General features: G+C 69.7%; 14 protein-coding genes. 7 read left to right on the top strand and 7 right to left on the bottom strand.

Annotated features, from left to right (window positions below; genetic code table 11):
- Positions 1-60 precede the first annotated feature (60 nt).
- The 3 genes from ABT297_RS30220 to ABT297_RS30230 are packed head-to-tail and all read right to left on the bottom strand — an operon-like array spanning position 61 to position 7,780.
- Positions 61-5,085 carry a DNA repair ATPase gene (locus tag ABT297_RS30220; protein ID WP_350555784.1) on the bottom strand — a complete coding sequence of 1,675 codons (5,025 nt, stop codon included), beginning with the start codon at positions 5,083-5,085 and terminating at the stop codon, positions 61-63.
- Positions 5,082-7,157, bottom strand: coding sequence for a flotillin family protein (locus ABT297_RS30225; RefSeq protein ID WP_350555786.1), 2,076 nt, complete (start codon positions 7,155-7,157; stop codon positions 5,082-5,084). The genes ABT297_RS30220 and ABT297_RS30225 overlap by 4 nt, the downstream gene beginning before the upstream one ends.
- Positions 7,154-7,780 (bottom strand): hypothetical protein, encoded by a 627-nt coding sequence (locus ABT297_RS30230; protein ID WP_350555788.1) that lies wholly within the window; start codon positions 7,778-7,780, stop codon positions 7,154-7,156. Before ABT297_RS30230 ends, ABT297_RS30225 begins: the two co-directional genes overlap by 4 nt.
- 393 nt (positions 7,781-8,173) lie before the next feature.
- Here ABT297_RS30230 and ABT297_RS30235 point away from each other — a divergent pair, with 393 nt between their 5' ends.
- The 6 genes from ABT297_RS30235 (at position 8,174) to ABT297_RS30260 (ending at position 17,135) form a co-directional block, all read left to right on the top strand.
- Positions 8,174-10,054, top strand: a complete 1,881-nt coding sequence (locus ABT297_RS30235) for a pectate lyase-like domain-containing protein (RefSeq protein WP_350555789.1) — start codon at positions 8,174-8,176, stop codon at positions 10,052-10,054.
- A gap of 780 nt (positions 10,055-10,834) precedes the next feature.
- Entirely contained in the window at positions 10,835-11,551 is a 717-nt protein-coding gene (locus ABT297_RS30240) for an ABC transporter ATP-binding protein (RefSeq protein ID WP_350555790.1), read from the top strand.
- A gap of 596 nt (positions 11,552-12,147) precedes the next feature.
- Positions 12,148-14,277: an FtsX-like permease family protein gene (locus tag ABT297_RS30245; protein WP_350555791.1), complete on the top strand. Its 2,130-nt coding sequence runs from the start codon at positions 12,148-12,150 to the stop codon at positions 14,275-14,277.
- A gap of 196 nt (positions 14,278-14,473) precedes the next feature.
- On the top strand, positions 14,474-14,887 hold the full coding sequence (locus ABT297_RS30250; RefSeq protein WP_350555792.1) for a twin-arginine translocase TatA/TatE family subunit: 414 nt from the start codon (positions 14,474-14,476) through the stop codon (positions 14,885-14,887).
- Positions 14,888-15,055: 168 nt separating this feature from the next.
- A complete protein-coding gene (locus tag ABT297_RS30255) occupies positions 15,056-15,895 on the top strand; it encodes an undecaprenyl-diphosphate phosphatase (RefSeq protein ID WP_350555793.1) in 840 nt (279 codons plus the stop codon).
- A 157-nt stretch (positions 15,896-16,052) separates the two neighbouring features.
- A complete protein-coding gene (locus ABT297_RS30260) occupies positions 16,053-17,135 on the top strand; it encodes a ParB-like protein (RefSeq protein WP_350555794.1) in 1,083 nt (360 codons plus the stop codon).
- Positions 17,136-17,284: 149 nt separating this feature from the next.
- Here ABT297_RS30260 and ABT297_RS30265 read toward each other — a convergent pair whose 3' ends face one another.
- Both ABT297_RS30265 and ABT297_RS30270 read right to left on the bottom strand, forming a co-directional pair.
- A complete protein-coding gene (locus ABT297_RS30265; RefSeq protein WP_350555795.1) occupies positions 17,285-18,691 on the bottom strand; it encodes a DEAD/DEAH box helicase in 1,407 nt (468 codons plus the stop codon).
- A gap of 183 nt (positions 18,692-18,874) precedes the next feature.
- Positions 18,875-19,087: a hypothetical protein gene (locus ABT297_RS30270; RefSeq protein WP_350555796.1), complete on the bottom strand. Its 213-nt coding sequence runs from the start codon at positions 19,085-19,087 to the stop codon at positions 18,875-18,877.
- A gap of 210 nt (positions 19,088-19,297) precedes the next feature.
- Here ABT297_RS30270 and ABT297_RS30275 point away from each other — a divergent pair, with 210 nt between their 5' ends.
- The gene (locus ABT297_RS30275) at positions 19,298-19,447 is read left to right on the top strand and encodes a hypothetical protein (protein WP_350555797.1); all 150 of its coding nucleotides are present in this window, start codon (positions 19,298-19,300) and stop codon (positions 19,445-19,447) included.
- 111 nt (positions 19,448-19,558) lie between these two features.
- Here the strand turns inward: ABT297_RS30275 and ABT297_RS30280 are convergent, their stop codons facing one another.
- Together ABT297_RS30280 and ABT297_RS30285 are read right to left on the bottom strand one after the other, a co-directional pair.
- Positions 19,559-20,290 (bottom strand): SRPBCC family protein, encoded by a 732-nt coding sequence (locus ABT297_RS30280; protein WP_350555798.1) that lies wholly within the window; start codon positions 20,288-20,290, stop codon positions 19,559-19,561.
- Positions 20,287-20,877 carry an ArsR/SmtB family transcription factor gene (locus ABT297_RS30285; RefSeq protein ID WP_350555799.1) on the bottom strand — a complete coding sequence of 197 codons (591 nt, stop codon included), beginning with the start codon at positions 20,875-20,877 and terminating at the stop codon, positions 20,287-20,289. Before ABT297_RS30285 ends, ABT297_RS30280 begins: the two co-directional genes overlap by 4 nt.

Consider the following 20,877-nt stretch of genomic DNA (forward strand, 5'->3'; position numbering starts at 1 on the left):
GATCCGCGCACCCCCATGCGACAAGCATGTCAGGGCCGGCGGCATCGCGCAGTCGGCCACCTACTCAAGTCCGGCTGAGTATGCCTGCTCTGTACCCACCTCCAGCCCGGGCCACGCCGCCGCGGGGCCGGAACGCCGCGTCGTCGCGACCGCCCGGTCGATCGCCGCCTCCACCGCGCCGACCCGGTCCGCGAGCAGCCCCACCGCGCCGACCGCCCGGCTCATCGGATCGTCATCGTCACCGCCGAGCGCCCGTGCCCGCAGGTACGCGGCCTTGACCTCGGCCCACCGCGCCGCCTGCTCGGGCGTCATCCGGCCGCGCAGCTCGGCCAGCTTGAGCAGGTTCGCCTCGGCGCCGGCGGTGAGTGTCTGGGCCTCGCCGACGTAGTGGTCGTCGATGGCGGCCTCCAGCTCGGCGTCGTTCATGACCGGCACGACCCGCTCGGCGAGCTTGTTCATGTTGCGGTACGAGCCCTGCAGCAGGAACGGCGGCTCGGTGCGCGACGCGTCGGCCTGCGCCGCGGACGCGATGTACGCGCGGTTGTTCGCCAGCACCACTTCCTGCACCCGCAGCAGCTTGCGGAGCACGGCCAGCATCTGGTCCACCTCGACCGCCGAGTACGGATGGGCGAGCTGGTCCGTTCGCACGGTGTCGTCGCCCCGGGCCAGCCGGACCAGCAGCTCGACGTCGCCGCGGTCGCGGGTGGACAGCGGGGCGAGGACGGCGTTGGAGGTCAGCGCGTTCTCGATGTAGCTGAGCGCGAACAGCTCGTCCTTGCCGGTCAGGACGTCGCCGAGGTTCCACACGTCGGCACGGTTCGCCAGCATGTCCGGGATCCGGAAGCGTTGCCCCGACTCGGTGTACGGGTTGCCGGCCATGCACACGGCGAACCGCTTGCCGCGCAGGTCATACGTGCGGGTCCGGCCGTTCCAGACGCCCTCCATGCGGCGCTGGGCGTCGCACAGGGAGATGAACTTCTGCAGCAGCTCCGGCGACGTGTGCTGAATGTCGTCGAGGTACAGCAGGACGTTGTTGCCCATCTCGAGCGCAAAGTTGATCTTTTCGACCTCCTGGCGGGCGGTCGCGTTCGGCGCCTCCGCAGGGTCGACCGACGTCACCAGGTGCCCGAGCGAGGGGCCGTTCACCTTGACGAACACCAGCCCCAGGCGGCTGGCGACGTACTCCATCAGCGTCGTCTTGCCATAGCCGGGCGGCGAGATGAGCAGCAGCAGGCCCATCTGGTCGGCCCGCTTCGCATCGCCCACCGCACCCAGCTGCCGGGCCAGGTTGTCCCCGATGAGCGGCAGGTACACCTCATCGAGCAGCCGGTTGCGCACGAACGCGCTCATCACCTTCGGCTTGTACTCCTCGAGCCGCAGCCGCTCCCGTTCGCGGGCGGCCAGCTCGTTGCGGTGCCGCTGGTACTCGCGGAAGGCCGGAACCCGCTCGAGACGGAACCGGCGGGTGCGGTCGAGCACCTCGTCGAGGCGCACCTCCATCCGGCGGCCGACGATCCGCGGATGGGTGCCGAGCAGGCCCTCGACGGTCTCGGTGAGGGCGGCGGAGGACTCGTGGCGCGGCACGTCGGCACCACAGAGCACGATCGCGACCGCCTCCTCCAGGTCACCGTCACCAGGACGATCAACGGTGCCGGCGAAGGAGGTGAGCCACGCGTGGACGAGCTGGCGGCGCGCGCCGAGATCACCGTCGAGGGCGCGGAGGTCCTCGTTGAACTCGCGGGTGGAGCTCGCGTTCGGGCCGCCGAGGGCACGCCAGAACCGATCGAGAAACGTCCGCACGCCGGCGCTGGTGACGAACCCGAACGGCGCGCTGCTCAGCTCCTCGAACAGGTACTCCCCGGCGACCCCGCCCGACCCGGCCGCCGGGGTGAACGTGGCCACCGCCGCCTGCAGCTCGGCGCACAGCTGCCCCACCGCGTCCGAGCGGCCGAACGCGGTCCGTGCCCGGGCGAGCGACCGCGCCCGGGCAGTCCAGGCCGCCTTGGCCGTGCCGTCGGCGCCGAACGTCCAGAACAGCTGCGCCGCCGCCCGGTCCGCCGCTGGGTAGCGCAGGAGGCCGGCGTCGGCGTGCAGCCGCAGCAGCGCATCGAGGACGAGGGCCGCGTCGTGATCGTGGACGCCCCGCTCGTACCCCTCGGCGTAACGACTGTCGGCGACGCGCCGCACAAGGTCGCGAAGGCCGCCGTCGACGGCCGCGGCCTGCTGGAGCGCGTCCAGCGTGAGAACCGGACCGTCCGAAATGGACCGTCCGGCCGATGCGGCGTCGAGCACCACGCAGGCCAGGTGCTCCGCGCGGTACACGTCAGGCGCTTCTGAGACGAGCAGCTGTCCCCAGAAGGGACGGGCGGCGGTGATCACCGGGTCGTCGACCGGCGCGCGGTAGTCGGTCGCCGTCACGCTGAACGCCAGCTCATCGCCGTGCGGGACGAGCGTGAGGTCGATCGCCTGCGTGTTGACGGCGAACTGGTGCCGGCCGAGGCGGATGACGTCGGGCGAGCCGGCGAACAGGTCGAGCCGGTCGCGCAGCACCCGACCGGCCTCGAGCCGGGCCGCCTTGACCCGGCCCTCCAGCTCCTCGGCGCGGACCTGGTCGCCCAGCGCGCGTAGCTCGCCGGCGACGCCGCGCAGCTTCACGACCATCGGGTCCGACGCGAAGTACGTGTTGACGTCGTCGGGTGAGGTCATCGTGCCGACCCGGCGCCCGACGCCGGCGAGGATCCGTTCCGCGGACTCGACGAGCCGGTCGGCGCGGCGGGTCCGCTCGTCGAGCAGCGCCTGCTTGCGCGAGGAGAACGCCTCGTAGACGTCGGTCCGCTTGTCGGCGAGCTGGGCGAGGAAGTCGTCGAAGTCGCCGAAGCGGGACTCGAGGTTTTCCAGCTGGAGCATGAGCCGGCCCAGCTGCTCGTCGCAGCGCTCCGGCGTGTCGGCGACCGCGAGCGCGCCGGTGACCGCCTGCCCGAGCAGCGCGAACTCGGCCGCGAACTCGGCCCGGCCCTCGACCGCGAGCAGTTCGCGGCGACGGGCGCCGAGGGTGGCCCGGGCCCGGTTGACGCCACCGAGGACCTCGCTGATCCGGTCCAGGATGCCGACGCGGACGGTGGCGTCGGCGATCTCGAGGGAGCCGATCACCTCCGTGACGACCTGCAACCCCGCGGCCTGCGCGGCCAGCCGCTCGCCGACCGGCGCGGCCTCGGCCACGGTACGGATCGCCTCGGCGTCCACGGCCAGGCGCTGCACATCGGCGTGGTAGCCGGCGAAGGCGTCGTCGCGCTGGAGGAACGTCACGGCGCGCTTGGCGGCGGCCACGAGCTCCCCGTCGAGCCGCTTCTCCAGGGAGGCGATCCGGTCGGTGTCGACGTAGCGCAGCTCGCGCAGCGGGACGAGGGAGCCCTGCGCGTGGCGGAGGTCGGCGAGCAGACGCACCCAGCCGTCGGTGTCGACCGGCGGCTCGCCCCCGGAGCGGCGGATCAGCGACTCGATCCGCCCGGCCGCCTCGCCGAGCGCGGTGGCCGCCTGCTCGGTGAGCGCCTGCACCTTCTCGAACTCGGCCAGGACCTGCTCGGCGCTGCCGCGCAGCTCGGCGAGCGGACCACGCAGGTCGCCCAGCTCCGGCTCGCCGAGCCAGTGGTAGTGGTCGAACGCGCGGACACACGCCGCGATGATCGCCTCGAACACCGCCGCGGACGGCCCCATCTCCGCGACCATCCGGGCCACCGACAGGCAGTCGGAGATGCCACGGACCAGATCGGCGTTGCCCACCCGGTCCAGCGGCCCGGTCCCGATCGGCTGCGCCGCGGCGTACGTGTCCGACAGGTACGGCGTCTGCCACACCTGCATCGTGTGGACCCGGGTCGGCTCCTCGGACATCGCCCGGAAGACCACCAGCGTCCCGTCGTCGAACAGGGAGTAGCCGTGGCAGACGAACGGGTTCTCGACCGCCTTGCGGATGACGTTGTACGGCAGCAGCAGCGACCGCCCGTCGGCGCGGGCGTGGAAGACGTAGAGCACGTCCTCGCCATTGGTGGACCGGATGACGCGCTCGAACTCGAGGTCGGCCACGTCGGTGTCGAACGTCCGCGCGACGCCGGTGGCCAGGTAGTAGCCGCCCGGAAAGATCAGGCCCTGGTCCTCCGGCAGGCGCTGGCAGCCCTGCCCGATCCCGTCGAGCCGCACGACCGCCCGGGTCCGGGTGTTGAACACCAGAAACCTGAAGACCGTTTCCTTGTACGGGCGGATGCGCAGCAGGACGAGCGGACCGATCCGGGCGTAGCTGACATCGGCGTCGGCGAGGCTCTGCAGCGGCTCGTCGACCGGCTCACAGTAGACGCCCTCGCCCGTCTCGGTGTTGTTCTCCACCTTGACGGTGAGGTCACCGCCGACGGTCTCGACGAACACCACGTCCTCGATGGAGATGTGCGGGTGCCGACCGAGGACATGGTGCTCCCGGCCGACCGGGATCCACTCGAAGTCGTGCGACGGCGGGAACACATGGTCGCGCTCACCACGATTGTCCACATAGGACACAGTCCCGTCGGTGTCCACGGTCCAGCGCAGCACCTTGATGTCATCGGTGCGCGGACCGGTCTGGAACACCGCGAGGAGCTTCCCGTCGAGCCGGCGCAACTGCAGCAGCCGGGTGTCGCGGTAGTACTTGTACACCTCGCCGAAGTCACGCAGCAGCTGCGAGTCGCGCAGCAGGCTGGGCCCGTCGTCCGCGGACGGCTCGTCGAACCGGAACGCGTCGCCGTCCCGGCTGAACCGGTGCAGCGAGAACACGTCGTCGACGGTCGTCTCCGGCTTCAGGCCGATGAAGACGTTGTACCCGAACAGCATCAGCCCGCCGACGGACACGATGTCACGCGGTACGCAATTGTGCTCGGTGCGAATCCGTTCGGTGCCGAGCAGGCGCAGCTCGCTGCCGCCGAACACCTCGGTCCGCCGCGCGTTGAGGGCCTCGGCCCGGCGGGTCAGCTCGGCCGCCTGCGCGGCGAGCCGGTCGCGCAGCACCTCGTAGGTGCCGGCGTCCAGGCTCGCCGCGACGGGCGCCGCCGTGTCGACGGTCACTGCTCGGCCGCCGCCAGGACCGCGACAGGCTTGTCCGCGATGCCGAGCTGGCGGGCGGTCTCGAGCAGCTCACGCAGCTTGTCCCGGTCAGCACCACCGCGCTGCATCTGCTGGGCCAGGAAGGCCGACAGCGTCAGGTTGGACACGTCGGCGGTGCTCATCGAGCCGAGCACCCGCCCGAGATCGCCAGCCAGATCGCCGTTGCCGTTGAGGTAGGAGGCGCCGACGGCCTGCACGACATCGGAGTGCTGGACGAAGCCGTCGACGCTCTTACCGAGGCTGATCGAGCCGAGCAGCTTGTCGAAGAAGACAGTGTCGCCGCCGACGATGTCGATGTTCGCCTTCTCCAGGCCGGCTGCCAGGACGACCGCCTGCTGCTCGGCGACCTGCCGGTGCACGTCGATGCCGGCGAGGCGGACGTCCTTCTCCATCTCCAGACGCAGGCGGAACTCCTCGTGATCGCGGCTCGCCTCGTCCATCGCGGCGAGCGCGGCGGCCTTCTCGGTGAGACCCTCGGCCTCGCCCTTGAGCTTGTCGCGCAGCGCGTCGGCGTGGGCGGTGCCCTTCTCCCGCTCGACCGCGGCCTCGGCGAGTCCGGCCTTCTCGATCGTCTCGGCCTTCGCGATCGCCTTCTCCCGCTCGACGGCCGCCTCGGCCCGGCCGACCTTCTCGATCGCCTCGGCGTTGCGCTCACGGACCTGCACGTCGGCCAGGCCGGCCGCGGCCGCCTCGGCCTGGACCCCCTCGGCCAGCCGGATCTTGGCGCGAGCCTCCAGCTCGGCGGACTGCTGCCGGGCCTCGGCGAGCACCAGCTCCTCGCGGGCCTTGAACTTCGCGGCCTGCTCGGCCGCCTCGGCCGCCTTGATCCCCTTGACCAGGTTCTCCTGCGCCTCGGCCTCCGCCTGGATGACCACCGCCTGGCGGGTACGCTCGGCCTCCTCGACGACGCGGAGCCGCTTGATCTGCTCCTCCTGTTCGGCGACGGTACGCTCGACCGCGATCCGCTCCCGGACCACCTCGGCGATGGCCCGCTTCTCGGCCTCGACCTCCTTGTCCTTGGCGATCGTGCTGAGCTCGGTCTCCCGCTGGCGGGCGATGACCTCGAGCATGCGGTCCTTCTCGATGCGCTCCGACTCGATCGCGATGACCCGCTCGCGGTTCTTCTCGGCGACGGCGATCTCCCGCTGCTTGTTCTCGTGCTGGACGCCGACATGCTCGTCGGTGCGGATCTCGGCGGTCTGCGACTTGAGTCGCTCCTCGGCCCGGACCCGGGCGGTCTCCGCCTCCTCGCGCGCCCGCAGGGTGGCGACCTCCCGCTGCTGCTTGATCTCCGCCTCGGCCTGACGACGCTCCAGCTCCAGGACCGCCTCGCGGGCGTCGACGTCCTGGCGCTTGATCTCCTTCTCCTCGTTACGCCGGAACTCGTTGGTACGCACGTGCTCGATCGCGGTCAGCTCGGTGATCTTCCGGATGCCCTGCGCGTCGAGGATGTTGGCGTTGTCGAGGCTGTGCAGCGGCGTCTGCTCGAGGTAGTCGATCGCGGCGTCCTCGAGGCTGTACCCGTTGAGGTCGGTGCCGATTACCCGGACGATCTGGTCGCGGAACTCGTCGCGCTTGGTGTACAGATCGACGAAGTCCAGCTGCTTGCCGACGGTCTTGAGCGCCTCGGAGAACTTCGCGTTGAACAACTCCTGCAGGGTGTCCTGGTCGCTGGCCCGGACCGTGCCGATCGCCTGGGCCACCTTGATGACATCCTCGACGGTCTTGTTGACCCGCACGAAGAACGTGATCCGGATGTCGGCGCGAATGTTGTCGCGGCAGATCAGCCCCTCCCGGCCGGTCCGCGCGATCTCGATCGTCTTCACCGAGATGTCCATGACCTCAGCCCTGTGCAGGACCGGCAGGACGATGGCGCCGGTGAACGTGACGTCGACCCTGCGGACCTTGGAGATGATCAGCGCCTTGCCCTGTTCGATCTTGCGGAACAGGCGGCTGACGGCGAACAGCACACCGATCACGATGAGCACGGCCACGCCGAGCACAACGAGGAAGCCGGTGGTGATGATGGTCATGGGAGCTCCCTGTGTCCGGGGGTGGGACCAGTAGGTGCGGGGACGACCCAGAAGAACTCGCCGTCCCGGTCGTATTCGTAGATCACCGCCGTGCTGCCCGCGGTGAAGGTGTCGGTGCCGGTCTGGCGAACCTGCACGATCGCGCTGGAGCCGTCGGCGGCGGTGACCTCGGCCTGGCCGAACGTGTCGGTGACGCTGCCGGTGCGGATCACGCACTCGCGGCCGACGAACGCGGTGCGGGAGTCGCCGCTGGTCTCCGGGAAGAGTCGCCGCAGCGGCACCACGAGCAAGCGGGTCGCCAGCCACGCGACGACCAGGGCGACCACCAGCACGGCCACGCTCGGCAGCGCGCCGTCGACGACGGTCGAGCCGGCCAGGCTGACGAACCAGGCGAGCAGCACGAGCACCGACAGCCCAATCGTGGCCGGCACTCCGCCCAGCCCGACGCTGCCCAGGAAGCCACCGAAGCCGCCGGCCGTGCCGCCGTCGACGACGTCGGCGTCGAGCGACTCGGTGTCGGCGCCGCCGAAGAGGACGATCAGCCAGTACGCGAGGACGACGACGAGCAGGACCGTGAACAGGATGGTGGGGAACTCGAGGACCGCATTGAGAAACTCACCCATCGCCCCTGTCCATCCCCCTCACTCGTTAGGGATCATGGTGGCAGGCTCCGTCAAGACCCGCTCGTCCTCGCCGCCGGCTGGGCTAGGGCTCTTACGCGGAAAAGTCAAGAGCTGCGTGGCGTAGCGCCGGGCCCGTTTACGCGGTACAAACATCCCACCCACTTCTTTTCGGTCCTGTTACAAGTCCCGGCTCGGTGAGAGCGCTCTCCTAGTCGGGCTTGCTCATCCGGGCCGCAAGACCCCTGAACAGGCAGGTCGATGAGCACCGCTACACGACGGGGCGAGAGAGCGCTTACCCGTCGGGTCAGCACCTCGGCCGCCTGTTCAAGCCGTCTTGAGCGGGCCGACGTTCTCCGCCAACCGTTTGCCTGTCCAGCAGGAAGGACGAACTGCATGACAATCCAGCCCCCCGGTAGGCTGGGTCTCGCCAGCCCGCGCTTACATCCTCGGCACCTCGGCCGGGCGTTCGTGGTCGGGCTCGTGCTGACCACCGCCGTCGCGACGGCGGGAACGGCCGCCGCCGCGCCGCCCCCCAGCAGCTGGGACCTCGGATCGAACGTCACCGTCTTCGACCCGAGCATGCCGGTCAGCAACATTCAGGCGACCCTCGACGCGGCCCATGCCGCGCAGGTCGACAACGAGATGGGCACCGCGCGCCACGCCTACCTGTTCAAGCCCGGAACATATGGCACCGCGCAGCAACCGCTGCAGATCAAGCTCGGTTACTACACCGAGATCGCCGGCCTCGGCGCGTCGCCCAACGACGTGGTCATCAACGGCAAGGTCGACGTCTACAACCGCTGCCTGGAGAACGGGGGCACGAGCAACTGCCTCGCGCTCGTCAACTTCTGGCGCACGCTGTCCAACCTGTCGATCAACATCAACGCCGCCGGGCAGGACGGCTGCCGGGCCTCGGCGGACTTCTGGGCCGTCTCCCAGGCCGTGTCCATGCGCCGTCTCAACATCAGCGGCGCCAACCTGTCGCTGATGGACTACTGCACCGACGGCCCGCAGTACGCCAGCGGCGGCTTCATCGCCGACTCCAAGCTGCCGTTCGTCATCAGCGGCTCGCAGCAACAGTGGCTGACCCGCAACAGCGAGGTCGCCGGCTGGTCCAACGGCGTGTGGAACCAGGTCTTCTCCGGTGTCGTCGGCGCTCCCAGCGAGGCCGACTTCCCCGACCCGCCCTACACCACGCTGGACACCACCCCGGTGAGCCGCGAGAAGCCGTACCTGTTCGTCGACGCGCAGGGCAAGTACAACGTCCGCGTCCCCGCCGCCCAGCGCAACAGCCGCGGCATCACGTGGGGCAACGGCACGACGCCGGGCCGCACGATCCCGCTCACGAACTTCTACGTCGCGCGTCCGTCGGACTCGGTGCAGGTCATCAACAACCAGCTCGCCCGCGGCCTGAACCTGCTGCTCACCCCGGGCGTGTACGACATCGCGCGCAACATCGAGGTCAAGCGCCCCGACACGGTGGTCCTCGGTATCGGCCACGCCACGCTCACCGCCGTCAACGGGTCCACTCCGATCGACGTCGCTGACGTCCCCGGCGTCGTCATCGCCGGCGTCACGATCGACGCGGGTCTGACCGAGTCGCCGGTCCTGCTGCGCGTCGGCAAGCCGCACGGCAACCGCCCGAGCTCGGCCAGCAACCCGACGACGCTGTCCGACGTGTACTTCCGCGTCGGTGGACCGCACGTGGGCAAGGCCGGCATCGCGCTCGAGGTCAACAGCGACAACGTGCTCATCGACCACACCTGGGTGTGGCGCGGCGACCACGGCGTCGAGGGCTTCACCGACACTCAGCGCTGGAAGACCAACATCGGCCGTAACGGCGTGGTCGTCAACGGCGACAACGTGACCGCACTGGGCCTGTTCGTCGAGCACTTCCAGCAGTACAACACCGTCTGGAACGGCAACAACGGCACGACGATCTTCTACCAGAACGAGCTGCCCTACGACCCGCCGACCCAGGCCGACTGGATGAACGGCAAGGTCAAAGGCTGGGCCGCCTACAAGGTCGCCGACTGCGTGAAGACCCACCGTCTCTACGGCGGCGGCGCCTACGTGTTCAACCAGAACAACCCGTCGATCCAGACTGAGAACGGCTTCGAGGTTCCCAAGACCCCGGGCGTCCAGCTGCACCACATCATGACCGTCAACCTCAGCGCCGGAACGATCAATCACGTCGTCAACGGCGTGGGCGGCCCGGCCGATACGACCAGAATCGGCTCGCCGGTCTTCATCGCGCACTACCCCGCCCCGTAGCACAACAGCACCACCACCGACCGACCGACAGGGCCGCAGCGTTCAGCTGCGGCCCTGTTCGCGCCTCGGACGTGGATACCCAGACGACGATGCTGGTACTGGGCCAAGAGCCCGACATCGACCCCGACCGGCTCAGTTTTTCACCAGCACCTCCGGATCGTCCGCCGCGGCGCCATCGGCTCCGCGGCCACTCCCTTGAGGACTGGACCCAGGCGCTGTCGGCCGCTATATCACCATTTTAGTTCCAATCATCATGATCGACTTGCGTTAAGCAGCACCGGATCTCGGTAGCAATTATGACATTTAGACACATGAATTCCGGATTGGAACAGTGGTGCGATCGTCTGCTCTTGGGCGGCCAGCACAAACGTCAAATCCGTCTGGAACCGAGGCACCTCAACGAGTTCCTGGGCGTGGCTTTCTACCTCAGCACGAACTACAACGACCGCGTCGGGTGCACCACGCAGGGTTCAAGAGGGAACTTGGTCGGCGACTAAAGGTTAAGTACCACCAGTGGGTGGGAGGATTCGGAGCCCACTGCGGCTAAGCTGCGGTAGCGCTCGGTCCTCGGTCTGGCTCGCTCGATGAGTCGGACCGGTGACCGGGTGTTTCATTGTGTTCGCAAATCGTGGCTGCGCGGCGACCTGCGCGAGCTTACATGGTCGACCCCGACCGACGCGACCGAACGGGCACACAATGACCGCGATCTGCATTGCGGTTGATTAATCATGTAAACTGCCGCGATTCAACCGTCTCTGTTAGAAGAGGACGTCCTTCATCTTGCCTGTACTCGAGTTGTGCCAGGTCACGCGGACTCATGGCGGAGGAGAGATCGAGGTCCAAGCGCTCCGGGGCGTTTCTTTGTCGGTCGACGCCGGCCAATTGCTCGCGGTCATGGGGCCGTCCGGCTCGGGAAAGTCGACCCTGTTGAACCTGGCGGGGGGCCTGGACCGTCCGACGACGGGTGACGTGTACGTCGAGGGCCAACGGCTCGGGGACCTATCGCGTGATCAACTGGCCAGGCTGCGGCGGCAGCGGGTGGGTTACGTCTTCCAGGCGTACAACCTGCTTCCGAGCCTGACGGCGGCGGAGAACGTGGCGCTCCCTCTGGAGCTCGACGGCGGGCGGCTTCGCAGAATCCGCCAGATCGCGGTCGAAGCGTTGCGGGAGGTGGGTCTTGCGGGCATGGAGCACCGCTTTCCCGATCAACTCTCCGGCGGCCAGCAGCAACGGGTGGCGATCGCCCGGGCGCTCATCGGCAAGCGCCGGCTCGTCTTGGCCGACGAGCCGACCGGCGCGTTGGACTCGGAGACCGGCGAGGCCGTGATGCGGCTGCTCCGCGCCAGGGTCGAGGCAGGGGCCGCGGCGGTGATCGTCACGCATGAGTCCCGCCTCGCGCGCTGGGCCGACAGGGTCGTCGTGCTTCGCGACGGTCAGGTCGCGGAGACCGCCATGCCGCGTGCGGCGACATCGGCTGTGTATGGGCGGACGACATGAGCGCCTGGCGTGCCGCGTTGCGGATCGCGTACCGGGAGGCGCGCCGTCACAAGGGGCGCTCGGCGTTGGTCATCGGCATGGTGCTGGTGCCGATTCTCGGACTCACCTTCGCGGCGGTGACGTTCGACATGTTCCAGCTGCGCCCTGCCGAGGAGTTCGCGCGGCAGGCGGGAGCGGCTGACGCCGCGGTGGTCTGGCGATCGAACGGGGCTCTGCTGCAAGACTGGCGGGGTAGGAACGTGTCGAGCGAGACCGCCGGTCCACCGCCCGAGGGTGTCGACGCCGCTCGCGTGCTGAAGGTCCTGCCGTCCGGGAGCCGCGTCATTCCGCGTGATCGCGCGGTGGTGACCTTGCGGACGACCGCGGGTGTCGGCGATCTCAACGCGTACGCCGTCGACGCGGCCGACCCGCTCACCGGCGGGCTTGTGCGGGTCCGAGAGGGTGTCGCCCCGCGGACAGCCCAGGAGATCGCGGTCACCGCACGCGCAGGCGAGCGGCTCGGCGTCGGTATCGGCGGAACCGTGCGATCCGCCCGCGGCGAGGACACCTGGCGGGTGACCGCCATCGTCGAGTTTCCAGCGGACCTCGGACAGGTGGTGCTGTTCGGCGCCGCATCGATGCCCGCGGACGCTGAGCGCCGGGAATCGACCCTGTGGCTGTCCGACACCCCACACCCCGTCACATGGAGCGACGTCGAGCGGCTGAACACCAAAGGCCTCGTCGTCATGTCGCGCGCCGTCTACGGCGATCCTCCGCCTCCTGGCCGGACCGCGTACCCAAACGACGGCATCGACGGCGACGCCGGTACTCCGCCACTCAATCTCGCTCTGGTGATCGGCGGTCTCGTGCTGCTCGAGGTCGTGCTCCTGGCCGGTCCGGCGTTCATCGTGGGCGCGCGCCAGCGGCAGCGGGATCTCGCGTTGGTCGCCGTCAACGGCGGCAGGCCGGCTCACCTGCGCAGGATCGTCCTCGCGGACGGCGTGGTCGCCGGCGCGGCCGCGGCGATACTCGGCGTCGGTCTCGGCATAGCGATCGCATTCGCGCTGCGCCCGGTGATGGAGAACGACCTCGTCGGAGCCCGGGCCGGCGGCTACCGGGTCTTTCCGCTCGCCCTCCTGGGCGTCGCCGGGCTCGGCGTCCTCGCCGGTGCCCTAGCCGCGATGGTTCCGGCATTCACGGCCGCCAGGTTCAACCTCGTCGCGGCACTTGCCGGCCGGCGAGGCATCCTGCGCTCCCGGCGGCGCTGGCTCGTCGTGGGCATGGCGATCGTCGGTGCCGGGGCGGCCAGCAGTGCGTACGGCGCGCTCACGGTGAGCCCGAACGCGCTCGTCACCGGCCTGATCATGGTCGAATGCGGCCTGATCTTCTGCATTCCCGCACTGATCGGCCTCCTGTCCCGGCTCGGGCCGTTCACGCCCCCGTCGCTGCGCATCGCCTTGCGCGACATGGCACGCAACCGGGCCTCCGCCGCTCCCGCGATCTCGGCGGTCATGGCGGCGGTGGCCAGCAGCGTGGCGATCGGCGTCTACCTGACCAGCAACGCAGGCCGCGAGGAGGCGATGTACCAGTCGGGCTTGCCAAGCGGATACGTCACGATCGACTACGTCGACGATGCCGAGCGCCTGACCAAGATGGGCGCGGACAATCCGGTGATCGCCGCGGCCAAGTCGACACTTCCAGTGAAGGACCTCACTGAAACGCTCGGTTTCACCTGCGCCGGCACCGTTGCGTCCGGCGACTTCTGCACCATGTTCATGGTCCGGCCGCCTGACCGGCGCTGCTTCATGCTGGATCTCCCCCGGCCCTACACCGCGGAGCAGCAGCGTCGAGCACTGGCCGACCCGCGATGCGATGCCGACGGGGCCGGAGCCCCTCCGGGCAGTTCGCTCATGGGTGTCGTCGACGATCCGCGGCAACTCGGAATCCTCACCCAGGCGTCGGCTGCCGAGTTGGCCGAGGCCGAGAAGATGCTCAAGTCGGGCGGGATCGTCGTGCGGGATCGGAATTATGTGCAGGACGGCAAGGCCACGCTGGCGGTTCTCGATTCGCGTGTGAGCGGCCAATCCCAGCTCCCGGACCAGCTACCGACCGTCGCGGTGCCGGCGTATGTACTGACCACGGGGTACGGTGATGCCGGCCAGATGTTCATCGCATCGTCGGCGGTGACGAAGGCCGGCCTGGCTTTCCGGCCGAACGGGGTTGTCGTGGCGACCACCCGCATGCCGAGCCAGGCCGAGGAGGACCGGCTGAAGCAGGAACTCCTCATCGTCTCGAACGATGTCAGTAAGTACGCTTCGGTCGAGCGCGGATCCCATCGCCGGACCGACCCGAGGGTTGCCATACTCGCGGTGGTCGCCGCGTTCATCACCCTGGGGGCGACCGGCGCGGCGACCGGGCTTGCCGCGGCCGACAGCCGTGCGGACCTCTCAACCCTGGCTGCGGTCGGGGCGAGCGTCCGGATCCGGCGGGCACTCTCGCTCGCCCAATCCGGGCTGATCGGGGGACTGGGCAGCGCACTCGGCCTCATCGTCGGTGCCGGCGCGGCGCTGACCATCCTGATGAGCCACAACCGTTCCACCGCGGGACAGTGGCCGAGGTCGACGCCGTTCTCGCTCCTGGTGCCGTGGGCGACGGTCCTGGTGCTGGTCGCGGTACCGCTGTTCGGAATGCTCGGCGCCGGGCTGCTGACCCGTTCGCGGCTCCCGGTCGAACGGCCCCAGGGGTAGCAGCCGCCGGCGGCGATGATCAGGCCGGCCAGTGGTTCGGCTGGGCGGTGTTGCTCGCGTGCCTCACCCCTGGCCATCAGTCCAGGGGTGAGGCTACTGTCCTCCGTAGCCTGGGCCGGTCGGCAGTGTGCGGGCAGGCGGGACCCGCCAGGTGCGTGGGTAGGGTTGCCGCCACGGGCGCGAGAGGGGCGGCACGATGGGTCTGGAGAACCTGGGCGGCTGGCACCTGGTGGTGATCGTCCTGGTCGGGTTGTTCGTCTTCGGACCCGACCGGCTGCCGAAGGCGATCAGCGACGGGCTGCGGATGCTGCGCACGGTGCGGCAAATGGCCCGCGATGCGACCGGTGACCTCGGCCGGGAACTCGGCACTGACCTGCGGCTGGAAGATCTGCATCCGAAGACGTTCGTGCGCAAGCATCTCCTCAGCGAGGCCGACGAGGCGGCCCTGCGCAAGCCGCTGCAGGACCTTTACGACGACGTACGCGAAACGGCCCAGCACGTACACCGCGACGCGCGGACCGCCGTAGCCGCCGCTAACACCGGCGCCCGGGAGACGGCCGGGCCGGCGGCCCCACCGGCGGCGCGTCCGTCGTGGGACGACGTGACCTGATCCCAACGCCGGCATCACCGACGTTGGCCGCCGCAGGACCGCCGAAATGAGTCCTGAACCCGCCGGAACAAGGCTTCACGCGGGCGACCCGAACGGCTCGGGATCGTACCGACGAAAGGGATACCTGATGGTGATGTCCACTGTGGAACGCTCGATGGGTGGGCTGTGATGGGCTGGTTTCAGGCGGCGGTCCTGGGCCTGGTCCAGGGCCTGACGGAGTTTCTGCCGATCTCATCGAGCGCGCATCTGCGCCTGGTGTCGGCCGGTCTGGGATGGCAAGATCCGGGTGCGGCGTTCACCGCGGTCAGCCAGCTGGGCACCGAGGCCGCGGTACTGATCTACTTCCGCTCTGACATCGCGTCCATCGTCCGCGCGTGGACGGTATCGCTGTACACCCCGCAACGACGCAGAGACCCGCAAGCCCGGCTGGGCTGGTACGTCATCGCCGGCACCATTCCCATCGCGGTCCTGGGCCTGACATTCCAGGACACCATCGAGACCGCATTTCGCGACCTGAGGCTGATCGGCACGACCCTCATCGTCTTCGGGCTGGTGCTGGCCATCGCCGACCGGCTGGCCCGCAACACCAAGCCCCTCAGCGAGCTGACCCTCCCACACGCGCTGGGCTACGGGTTCGCACAAGCGTTGGCCCTGATCCCCGGCGTATCCCGGTCCGGCGGCACCATCAGCGCCGGCCTCGCCCTCGGATACCGGCGCGAAGCCGCCGCCCGCTACTCGTTCCTCCTGGCGATCCCCGCGGTACTGGCCTCGGGACTTCTCGAGCTGACCAAGATCGGCGACGGCGAAGCGAGCCCAGCATGGGGCCCGACAATCCTGGCAACGGTGATCGCCTTCGTCGTCGGCTACGCCGTGATCGCCTGGTTCCTGCGGTACATCTCAACCCACAGCTTCGTCCCGTTCGTCATCTATCGCGTAGCCCTCGGTGCGCTCGTGATCGGGCTGGTCAGCTTCGACGTCCTGGCACCGGACGCAGGCATGATCAACTAGCGGCACCGAATCGCCTGGCATCGGACGGTCTCCGCCGCAGCGGCTGACGCCAGATCGTTCCCTCGGATTCACCCGCATGTCATGGTCGCGCTTTCGCACGTTGGATGATCACCGCCACGCTCGCCGTCAACATCCAAACTGCCAGCGAGGAGCACGCATGATGCGCTTCAGATCGCCGTCGCGCCGTGCCGCGGCACTCGGGGCGGCAATCGCCGTCGCGATCGGGGCCGGGGTCGCCGCGCTCGCGCCGGTCGCGTTCGCCGCCCCGGGAGCGCCGGGCACCCGGCCGGACTTCTGCGGCCACGACCAGCGCAAGACGCCGTTCGCGCAGTACCTGTGCGCCGAGGCCGGAGACCTGCTCGACGTCCGCATCGGCGACGTGCACCCGACGCAGCCGTCACTGGGCTACGACGAGGTCTACTACAAGCTGGGCCGCTACACCCTGGGCAAGGACGCGATCAACAAGAAGTTCGACGACTGGTGCGAGGCCGACGGCCGGATCGCCGCCGCGACGGCCGCGCCCGGCGCGCGGCTGGACGACCCGTCCTCCTTCACGTGCCGGCTCGCGGTCGGCGCCGAGACCGCGGACAGCATCGCCGTGATGAAGACCGTGGTGGTCGGCCCCGGCGGCGAGCCGTTCCTCACCGACGGGCACCACACGCTCACGTCGTTCTACGAGACCCCCGACGGCGGCGCCGACCTGCACGTCCGGCTGCGGGTGCAGGCCAACTACAGCCGCCTCACCCGCCAGGACTTCTGGGCGCAGATGCAGGCACACAAGTGGGTGTACCTGCGTGACCCGCAGGGCAACCCGACCAAGGTGAACAAGCTGCCGACCAGCGTGGGGCTGGCCAACTTCACCAACGACAAGTACCGCAGCCTGCTCTACTTCGGCCGCGACATCGGCTACGCCCAGAACGGGCTGCCGTTCCAGGAGTTCTACTGGGGCGGCTGGGTCCGCGCCGCCAAACCGATCGACCTGACCACCTGGAACGCGAACGATCACGCCAGCTACCTGGCCACCGTCAGGACACTGACCGAGACGATGACCGCGCTGCCCAAGAACACCGCCATCGACAGCGGGTTCACCGCCGCGCAGCTCGGCGCGCTGGACCAGTGGAACGACGGCAAGGCCGCCAACAAGGGCGAGTTCGACAAGCTCAGCAAGCCGTACTCCGACGCCAAGCCGGGCAAACTGGCCTACGCCCTGGAGTACAAGCGGGTGCACGGCCTGGGCTGATGCTCGCCCGGCTCCGACGGGTGAACACCGAACAGCGTCAACTGCGCTTGTAGCCGCTCGGCGACACTGGCTCGCCGAGCGGCTTCCCGTTCCGGCGGTTCGGGGCGTTGACGGTGATACTCCCGGTGCTCGGTCCAGCCGGGTAGCGCTCAGCGGCTTCGGCGGCGAGCGCCCGGCCGGGCCTGGGCGGAGAAGGCCGCCGCACTGGAGGCTCCTGTCGGGGCGGAGCGCGTCGCCGATGCGGCCTGCGCGGGCTTGCCGCCGCGCCGGCCCCGGCTGCCCCGTGCGGGCTGTGTCTCGTGGCGCTGTGTCTCGGGCCGTGGGGCGGCGAGCGTCCGCGCCGACTCGGGGATCAGCGTCCGTTCGCCAGGGGCGAGCTCGCGCAGCAGCGCGTCACCCGGCCTCAGGCGGGTGGTGGTCGCCGCGACACCGGCCCGGCGGGTCAGCTCCCGCACCTCGGGCGCCTGAACGTCCGTCATCAGCGTGACGACCGTCCCGGCCGCGCCGGCCCGGGCGGTGCGCCCCGAGCGGTGCAGGTATGCCTTGTGCTCCGCCGGCGGGTCGGCGTGCACGACCAGGGCCACGTCGTCGACGTCGATGCCGCGAGCGGCGATGTCGGTGGCGACCAGCGTGCGCACATCGCCGTCGGAGAACGCCCGCAGGTTTCGGGTGCGCGCGGCCTGGGCCAGGTTGCCGTGGAGCTCCACGGCGGACACGCCGGCCGCGACGAGCCGGCGAGTGAGGATCTTCGCGCCCCGCTTGGTGCGCGTGAACACGACGGTCCGGCCCGGCGCGGCGGTCAGCTCGACCAGCACGGCGAACCGCTCGTCGGCGTGGACGTGCAGGACGTGGTGCGTCATCGCGGCGACCGGCGAGAGCGTCGAGTCGACGCTGTGCTCGACCGGGTCGGTGAGGAACCGCCGCACCAGGACGTCGACGCCGGCGTCCAGCGTGGCGGAGAACAACAGGCGCTGCCCGCCGCGCGGGGTCTGCTCCAGCAGCCGCTTCACGGTCGGCAGGAAGCCGAGGTCGGCCATGTGGTCGGCCTCGTCGAGGACGGTGATCTCGACGGCGTCCAGGTGCGCGTGGCCGGCCTCGACGTGGTCGGCGAGGCGGCCGGGGCAGGCGACCAGGACGTCGACCCCGGCGCGCAGGCCGGCGATCTGTGGTCCGGTGGCCACGCCGCCGAAGACGGTCATCGTCCGCAGCTTCAGCGCCTTGGCCAGCGGGGCCATCACGGCGTCGATCTGGGCCGCCAGCTCGCGGGTGGGTCCCAGGATCAGCGCCCGAGGCCGCCCGGCCCGCCGTGGCGCCGCGCCCGCGGCCAAGCGGGTGAGCACCGCCAGCACGAAGGCGTAGGTCTTGCCCGATCCGGTGCGGCCCCGGCCGAGCACGTCCCGCCCGGCGAGTGCGTCGGGCAGGGTCGCGGCCTGGATCGGGAACGGCCGGTGCACTCCGGTCGCGGCCAGCACGCGGACGAGCGCGCCGGGCACGCCGAGGTCGGCGAAGGTCGGGGAAGTGGGCGAGGTGGTCTGTTGCGGGCGGCGTGCCGCCATGAAGGCTCCGTACGTCGAAGGGGATGTCCCGCCCGGCGCTGACCGTTTCGGCCGCGGCGCGTGGCGTCGGACATCGAACCCGGCCCGCAACGATGGCCGGGCCGCGCCGTCAGTCTACCTGAATCCGCTACCGGACCTCGGTGCCAGCTTTCTAGCGGTGAGCAGAGTGCCGACGCCGGCCGATCAGGGCGCGACGGCCTGCCATCGGCTCTGCCCGTCCATCCATGCCCCAGCCAGAATCTCCGCCGACTGCCGGCCCGGACACTGATAGATCTTCGACCGGCCGCCGCCGGTTCGGGCCTCGACCTCCCACGACTCACCATCGGTGCGGATGTACACGTCGCGACGTCCTCGTGTGGTGCGGTCGCCGTTCCACCAGTGACTCTCGGTTCTCACCCACCGACCGTATATCACCAGGTCCGAGCAGGGAACGTTCACGATCTTGGCATCATGCGAGCACGTACGGTTACCGCAGGCCGGTTGTCATGGTCAATATCGCACTGCGTGTTCGAATGATCACCAACGATAGTTGGAATGCCGCGTACGAGGAGATCAACACCTCCGCCGAGCGCGGCTGGCTTTGAGACACTTGGATGCGGCGGCGGATTGGCCGGCAAGACGCTCGCGGAGAGCCAGGCGACCGTCGAGGAGATCCAGGGCACGCTCGGCGACGCCACCGCCAACCCGCCGGACGTGACCGGCAAGCTGGCGGTCATCGACGACAACCTCGGCCGGGTGTGCAAGGGAAAGTACTGAGGCTCAGCTGCTGGTCTCGGGAGGGGGCCCTGGCGTGGTCAACCGCGCCAGGGCCCCCTCCGGGCGCACAACCCCCCGTTGCAGTCGGTTGCGCCACCCCGATGAGACCCCTTAGGCGAGCGTGCCCAGCCAGGCCTGCCACGCCTCGGTTTCGGCCGACCGGTCACGGTCGTCGAAGTAGTGCGCGGTCGCGAACATCACGTCGTTGTAGCCGTGGATCAGCACGTACATCGCGTCGTCGGTGCGCATACCGACGAAACTCGGCGAGCCGACGAACTCCACGACGCCGTCGACAGGCTCGATACCGGGCACGGCGAGCCGGGCCGGCTGCCCGTCCGCCGCGTCGGTGCCGGCACCGATGGCCGAGGTCATCGCCGCCCACGAGTCCTTGGTGGTCGGCCCGGGCAGGAACGTCGACTGCTTCGCCGTGCGCGGCGCGAAGTGCGCGAGGTAAACCGCGAGCTTGTTCAGGTAGGCGTGGTCGCCGATCGACAGCGCGTTGTATTCCGCTTCCCAGTCGTCGCCGAGCATCCCGCTGTGCACGAACCGCACCACGGCACCGCCACCGTCGCGCGCCTCGATCAGCCACTCGTACGCCATGAACGTGCCGTCCGGGTTCTTGTCTTCCTGCGTCGCAAACCGTTGCCCCGGCTCCCACGCCGTGATGGCCGAGGTCGACGTGTTGCCGAACATCTCGAACGTGCTGGTCTTGCTGCCACTGTCGATCTCGGTGCGCCCCATGAGCCAGGAGTCGACCCCCGGCCCCGACGCGATCGCGTCCCAGACCTGGTCGGGCGTCGCGTCCACGGTGATTTCGCCGCGGACCTCGAATGGATGCGTCATGACTTGGGCCCCTCTGCTGGCGGGTCGGCATCTTCGGTGATGCTCGGGTGCACCGCGACGACAACGCGGTGCGGACGACCGGTTTCCGAGTGATATTTGCTGATAATTCCGGCGAGCGCGTCGGTCAGTTCACCGATGAACGCGGCGCGGTCGGCCGGCTTGGCGAACCGCACCTCGGCATCGAGCCCGAACGTGGCCACCGGCTTGTTGGCCCGCGCCGCGCCGTTGATGAGCGCGCCGGTCTCCCGGACCAGCCGCGCGGCGAGCGCGAGCAGCCACCGCGCCGACAGCCGGTCGGGTGACCGGGCCGGATCGGGCGCGACCGCGGCGAGCGCCGCCGGCGAGATCACATAGGCCGCGGCCGACGCCCGCACCACGCGTTCGGTCATGTTGCCCTTGCGCCGCTCCTCCACCAACTCCACGAGACCGTGCTGCTCCAGCGTCTTCACGTGGTAGTTGACCTTCTGCCGGGCAAGCCCGAGGCGCGTCGCGAGCGTGGTCGCGGTGTGTGGCTCGGCAAGCTCCGCGAGCATCCGAGCCCGAATGGGATCGAGCGAGACCTCCGCGGTGGCGGCGTCCTCGATCAC

The sequence above is a fragment of the Dactylosporangium sp. NPDC000555 genome (assembly GCF_040300025.1).
Classification (GTDB): Bacteria; Actinomycetota; Actinomycetes; order Mycobacteriales; family Micromonosporaceae; genus Dactylosporangium.

What these genes read in the sequence shown, in the direction of transcription:
- ABT297_RS30225 (WP_350555786.1), bottom strand. Translation starts at nt 7,157, where the DNA reads ATGACCATCATCACCACCGGCTTCCTCGTTGTGCTCGGCGTGGCCGTG.
- ABT297_RS30230 (WP_350555788.1), bottom strand. Translation starts at nt 7,780, where the DNA reads ATGGGTGAGTTTCTCAATGCGGTCCTCGAGTTCCCCACCATCCTGTTC.
- ABT297_RS30235 (WP_350555789.1), top strand. Translation starts at nt 8,174, where the DNA reads ATGACAATCCAGCCCCCCGGTAGGCTGGGTCTCGCCAGCCCGCGCTTA.
- ABT297_RS30250 (WP_350555792.1), top strand. Translation starts at nt 14,474, where the DNA reads ATGGGTCTGGAGAACCTGGGCGGCTGGCACCTGGTGGTGATCGTCCTG.
- ABT297_RS30255 (WP_350555793.1), top strand. Translation starts at nt 15,056, where the DNA reads ATGGGCTGGTTTCAGGCGGCGGTCCTGGGCCTGGTCCAGGGCCTGACG.
- ABT297_RS30260 (WP_350555794.1), top strand. Translation starts at nt 16,053, where the DNA reads ATGATGCGCTTCAGATCGCCGTCGCGCCGTGCCGCGGCACTCGGGGCG.
- ABT297_RS30265 (WP_350555795.1), bottom strand. Translation starts at nt 18,691, where the DNA reads ATGGCGGCACGCCGCCCGCAACAGACCACCTCGCCCACTTCCCCGACC.
- ABT297_RS30280 (WP_350555798.1), bottom strand. Translation starts at nt 20,290, where the DNA reads ATGACGCATCCATTCGAGGTCCGCGGCGAAATCACCGTGGACGCGACG.